At 62.4% G+C, this 5,985-nt stretch carries 3 protein-coding genes and 1 pseudogene; all 4 read left to right on the top strand.

Features of this window, described 5'->3' with window-relative positions; genetic code table 11:
* A pseudogene (locus A3A5_RS0111410) lies at positions 1–221 on the top strand (transposase); the annotation flags it as partial.
* Positions 222–398: 177 nt separating this feature from the next.
* Positions 399–2,786, top strand: a complete 2,388-nt coding sequence (locus A3A5_RS0111405; protein WP_018310700.1) for a 2OG-Fe(II) oxygenase — start codon at positions 399–401, stop codon at positions 2,784–2,786.
* Positions 2,773–2,943 carry a hypothetical protein gene (locus A3A5_RS43210; RefSeq protein WP_156914536.1) on the top strand — a complete coding sequence of 57 codons (171 nt, stop codon included), beginning with the start codon at positions 2,773–2,775 and terminating at the stop codon, positions 2,941–2,943. The genes A3A5_RS0111405 and A3A5_RS43210 overlap by 14 nt, the downstream gene beginning before the upstream one ends.
* Positions 2,944–2,965: 22 nt before the next feature.
* The gene (locus tag A3A5_RS0111390; protein WP_051108513.1) at positions 2,966–5,386 is read left to right on the top strand and encodes a DEAD/DEAH box helicase family protein; all 2,421 of its coding nucleotides are present in this window, start codon (positions 2,966–2,968) and stop codon (positions 5,384–5,386) included.
* Positions 5,387–5,985 lie beyond the last annotated feature (599 nt).

The raw sequence follows: 5,985 nt of genomic DNA, 5'->3' as shown, positions 1-5,985 counted from the left end.
CAACCCTTGAGCGCGGCTATCAAGCGTTTCGTGGAAGCGGCAACCTGCAAGGCTTCCAGCCGCAAGTCAACGAGTTGGGTCAGCTGCATCGGAAATGGCTGTCCGAACTGGACAGCTTCAAGAGCGCTCTACGCGCGCAGGGTGCTGAACCTAGAGCATTGGAGTACGTGAACGAAGCGTTCGGACACCTAGCCGATCGGATCAAGCAGTTTGCGGGTTGATGGTCGGGACGGGCGACGGAATTTTCGGCGGTTCCGGCTTACAACCCCCATTTTGGGTACGTGAATTTTCGGGGAACCCTCAACTTTCCGATCGACCGGTACGAGAAGTGCTACTCGACGCCACGCCCTGGCGGAAGGTGGGCCGTTCCTGAAACCATGAAACATAGGAGAAGCAGTTTGAAGCGTGCGATCACTCGCGACCTGGCAAAGATAATTCCGACCATTCGTTGCCACGGGGATTTCTGTGCCTCGGGCAGGTCCGAAATCGTCATGCCCAATCTGGAAGTAGATGGCGTTGGCCGCATCGCGCTGCCACTGCTTTCCGTGCAGGGCGAACAGCTTGTCGCCGTTGCGGAGCGGGCACCCTACGGTCGCGGAGAGGAAACGCTCGTAGATACCGAGGTTCGCCGGACTTGGCAGATTGATGCTGGCGGCGTCCACCTTGCCGGGCAAAGCTGGCCCAAGACCCTGCATGCGATGATTGGCCAAGTGGCGGCAGGGCTGGGGGTGACCGAACCCGTAACGGCAGAACTGTACAAGCTGCTGATCTATGATACCGGCAGCTTTTTCGTCGAGCATCGCGACACGGAGAAAATTCCGGGGATGTTCGCCACCCTCGTGGTGGCGCTGCCCTCGGTCAGCAGCGGCGGGGAACTCATTGTCCGCCACCGGGGACGCGAAGTCTGCCTCGATCTGGGCGGGTCCGACTCGGCCACGGTGTCGTTCGCGGCGTTCTACGCGGACTGTGTGCATGAGGTGCGTCCGGTTACCTCGGGTTACCGGCTGGTCCTCATTTACAACCTGGCCCGCGCTGGCCGGCGCCAGCCTTCCGCGCCACCGGACTATGGCGGCGAACTGTCAGTGATCACGGCGCTGCTGCGGCGTTGGGTCGCAAACAAGGATTCGCCCGATGACGACTCACCAAACAAGCTGATCTATCCGCTGGAGCACGCCTATACGCCGGCAGAACTGGCATTTGACGCTTTGAAAAATGCAGATGCCGCCGCCGCTGGTGTACTCATTCGCGCCGCAAACGAAGCTGAGTGCGACCTTCACCTGGCGCTGGTGTCGATCGAGGAAACGGGGACCGCGGAATATGCCGGTTATGCCTCGCGCAGACGAAGCCGATGGTACCGCGACCGATATGAGGACGATGAGGATGGATACGACGATGACTTCGAGATCGGCGAACTCATCGAGCGGACGCTGACGATCTCGGACTGGCGGCAGCCCGATGGCAGCAAGCCGGCCATCACTGCCCTGCCTTTCGAGGAAGACGAACTCTGTCCACCGGGAAGCTTCGACGAATTGGAGCCTGACGAACAGCATTTCCACGAGGCCACCGGCAACGAGGGCGCGACCTTTGAGCGGACCTACCGGCGGGCGGCCTTTGTGCTATGGCCCCGGACGCGACGACTTGCCGTGATTCATCAAGCAGGTTTGGGCGTGACCCTGCCGTACCTGAGTGATCTGGCCGCTCGTTGGGAACAGAGTGGGGAGAGTCAGGCCTCGCCCCAATGGCACGATGCGCATACGCTCGCCGGCTACATGCTGCGCGACTGGCCGGCATCGCGTGGTTACTATGGTAACGGGGACCAGGTCATTTGCATGGTGGCGAGCCTAACGCAGCTACGCGACACCGCGCACCTCGACACCCTGCTGGACATCATGCCGGCCAAGTGGATGTATCACGGCAGCGAGAACGAGGCACTGACGCGCGCAGCCGGCCTTCTCCTGCCGCAGCGGGCGTCCGAACTCGTGGAACAGATCATCGCCTGGAACGCGCAGATGATGCCCGGTGCCTGCGCCGGTCTACTGGCGCGGATCGGCGAAAGTGACCAGTTCGGAAATTCTCCTGTACTTCTTCACCCGGCAGCCACGACGCTCGTCCAAACGCTGACAGGGCAACGCACCTCCGCCCGACCCGACCATTTCCTTCCCCCGGATCCGATCACGCCAAGCCTGATCGAAGATCTGCTCACTGCCCTCGCGCGCATTGACGCGCCATTACTGGCCGACCTTGTTGTGGGGCATGTCCTGGCGTATCCGGCTTCGTTTGACCTGGACGCCATTGTGGTCCCGGCCATCCTGACGCTGAGCGAACGCGGACCGACAGTGAAGAGCGCATCGGTGCAGCGCCTGCGTAGCGCCGCTCTGGCACATCTGCGCATCCGTATTGCCCCGCCATTGGCACCACCGCCGGATTTCGCGCGGGCGAATCCAATCCTCTGCCGTTGCGCCCATTGCGCCGGGCTCGGCCGGTTCCTGGTGGATCCCACGCGCAGGGAGTGGGTATTTAAGGCCGCCGAGAAAGATCGCCGCCATGTTGAGAGCGCCATCACCGTACATGGTTGCGATGTAGATTGCGCCACAAGCAGGGTCGGAAGACCCTACAGTCTGATCTGCACCAAGAATCAGGCAAGCTACGAGCGGCGCGTGCGGCAACGCAAGGAGGATCTGCGCAACCTCGAACGGCTTGAGTCCGTCCCCGAACAGGGAGGACAACCTGGCGCTGGGCCATACCGGGTGAACGTCCAGGAGCGAGAGACTGATGACGAAAGGTGACGTGATGGATATCAATACCGAGGCGGTCGATGAAGCTGTACCTGAAGCCCTGAATCTTTGTAATCAGAGCCGTGCCTATGAACCGGCTGCACGAGACGGCTTCATCCTCGAACCGATCAATCGCGCCAAGTCGGTGGTATTGACCGACGAAGGGTGATGCCGATGACACCTTTAGTGAGATGAAGCAGCGGGACGAAGTCTTGAAGGAGTTGACGCGGGAGGAATTGCTCGCCGAGGTGGCACGTTTGCGAGCAGAAAATGCCAGGCTTGCCGCGTTAGTGCCGGCACATGTCCCACTGGCCGTCGAACCCGCGCAGACAGAGCGGCACAGGCCGGCACGAACCCAGGACACAGTCACGCTCTCGCCCCAGCAGAAGGTGCAGTTGTTCCGGCAGCGTTTCCGGGGTCGCACAGATGTCTATGCCATCCGCTTTGAAAGCCGGAAGACGGGCCTGCCTGGCTATGCGCCAGCGTGCGTAGGCCAGCATACTGGTCCTTGCGAAAGGCATCATCGAAGCAATTGTCAGGAATGCCATCCTCGCGTGTTTCTACCGCTGGATGACCAGGTAATCCGGCGGCATCTGACGGGCGAACTCACGGTAGGCCTCTATCCGTTGCTGCCGAATGGCACCTGCTATTTTCTTGCGGTCGATTTTGACAAGGACGGCTGGCGCGAAGATGCGCGTGCCTTCTGTCAGGCCTGTCGTGAACTGGAAGTTCCGGTATCGCTCGAGATTTCGCGATCGGGCAATGGCGCCCATGTCTGGATTTTCTTCACGTTAGCGGTCACCGCACGCGATGCGCGACGGCTGGGCTCAGCGATCCTCAGTCACACCTGTGCCCGCAGCCGGCAACTGGAACTGTCGTCCTACGACCGGCTCTTTCCGAATCAGGACGTGCTGCCCAAGGGCGGCTTCGGCAACCTGATTGCGTTGCCACTGCAAAAGCAGCCGCGCGAGTGTGGCTGCAGCGTGTTCGTCGATGACGATTTCCAGCCCTATGCCGACCAGTGGGATTACCTAGCGTCCATCCAAACCATACACGGTGGCGATATCGAGGGCGTGATTTTCCGCGCCACCGGCGGCGCCCACCCGCTCGATGTCGCCTTCATTGCCGAAGAGGACCAGGCCGAACCCTGGAAACCGCCACCAGTCCGGCCCGGGCGGCTGAGCGGACCGATGCCGGCGTCCCTGACCTTGACGCTCGCCAACCAGCTCTACTTCGAGAAGGCGCCGATTCCGCAGACGCTGCTCAACCGGCTCATCCGGATGGCCGCGTTTCAGAATCCGGAGTTTTACCGGGCCCAGGCGCGCGGCGTCAGCGTCTGGAACATCCCGCGCATTGTTGGCCGCGCCGAGAATTTTCCGAGCCACGTGGCGTTGCCGCGCGGTTGTCTGGACGATGTCCTGGCGCTGTTGCGCGACAATGACATCGCCTGCGACCTGCGCGACGAGCGCTGCGCCGGGGAGCCGCTTGCGGTGTCGTTCGCCGGCACGTTGCGTGCCGACCAGCAGGCTGCCATCGCGGACCTTCTGCGGCACGACACCGGCATCCTGCATGCGCCAACCGCCTTTGGCAAGACCGTGACGGCGGCCGCGATGATCGCCCGACGCGGCGCCAATACGCTCGTCCTCGTGCACCGTAGGGAGCTGCTCGAGCAATGGCGCGAGCGCCTGCAGACATTTCTTGCGCTCGAGCCGCGCTGCCTCGGCACGATTTGCGGAGGCAAGCTGCGGCCCACCGGCCAGATCGATATCGCGATGTTCCAGTCGGTGTCGCCGGACGGCCCACGCGGCGACTGGCTGCGGCGTTACGGGCACGTCATTGTCGACGAGTGCCACCACGTGTCGGCCGACTCCTTCGAAGCCGTGCTCAAGGCCGTTCACGCGCGCTATGTGCTGGGGCTCACCGCGACACCGGTGCGGCGCGACAGCCAGCAGCCGGTGATGTTCATGCTGTGCGGCCCGATCCGGCATGTGGCTCCTTTGGCCCCGGGTGCGCCGCAGGTGCTCGAGGTGTTTCCGCACCGGCTCACGACCGCCGTCGACATGCCGGCCGACGCGCCGATCCAGGACGTCTTCGGACGTCTGGTCAACGATGTCCAACGCACCGGACGGATTGCCGCGGACATCACCGCGCAATACCGGCAGGGGCGCAAGGTGCTGGTGCTGACCGAGCGGACGGACCATCTGGAGAACCTTCGGCAAGCGCTTGGCGCCTCCGTGCAGCCGCTGTTCGTGCTGCATGGGCGCCTGGCAAGAAAGGAGCGCGCCGCGCAGCTCGTAGCGCTGAACGCGCTCGCCGACGATGTGCCCCGGGTTGTTCTGGCGACCGGCAAGCTCATTGGCGAAGGGTTCGACCATCCGGCTCTGGATACGCTGGTGCTGGCAATGCCGATTTCCTGGAAGGGCACGCTGCAGCAGTATGCCGGCCGGCTGCACCGCGAGCACGCGACCAAGTCGAGCGTGCGGGTGCTGGACTATGTCGATGCCGGCCATTCCGCGCTGCTGCGCATGTGGGAACGGCGCCAGCGTGGCTACCGGGCGATGGGGTACCAGGTACGGACGCCCGGTGAGGAACTCCAACTGGACCTCGCCTGAGAACTGGCGACCAATCCGCATCTGTACTCCCCTGACAGCGAAAACGGGACGGCGAGCCTGGATACGCTGGCCACAGGCGCGCTGTTTCTCGATCGGAATGGCATCAAACGCCCAAGTATGCGCGCCGAGGCCCTTCAGGAAGCGGATCTTGAAAGGCAAGCTGTCTTTTCCCACATAACGAAATTCCAAGCCCGGCATCTTCCGCCCCATCCAGGTGACACGATCCGAAATCGCGGGCGGACATGGTACTCCCGAAGTCACTTGAGGGCAGCAGGCAGCTGTCTGCTTTGCCCGGAGCGCCTTATAAAGAAAGGCTTTGCGGGGAAACCGTAAGATTTTGCACAAAAAGTATGACTACCCCACCATTCACTAACTGGGCGAGCCGGGCAGGGAAGGGATACCAAATTGACCAGGCGGCAAGGAATTGCGGTGTGTCCACTATTGTTGATAGGCAACGCATTTTTGGTCGCCGCGTCCACTAATACCGCCGCCCGTGAAGGATAAAGATGCCGCCGCAGGGCTTGATGAGCTTGCTTTGGTTTCAGCCGAACCCGCTCCGCGGAGATTGGGGCGTGCAGCGGGAGCTGGTGGCGTGGTTC

The organism is Cupriavidus sp. UYPR2.512 (assembly GCF_000379565.1).
In the GTDB taxonomy this organism is placed as follows: Bacteria; Pseudomonadota; Gammaproteobacteria; order Burkholderiales; family Burkholderiaceae; genus Cupriavidus.
Note: the sequence above shows the minus strand (reverse complement) of the source record. Positions and strands in the feature narration are given on the sequence as shown.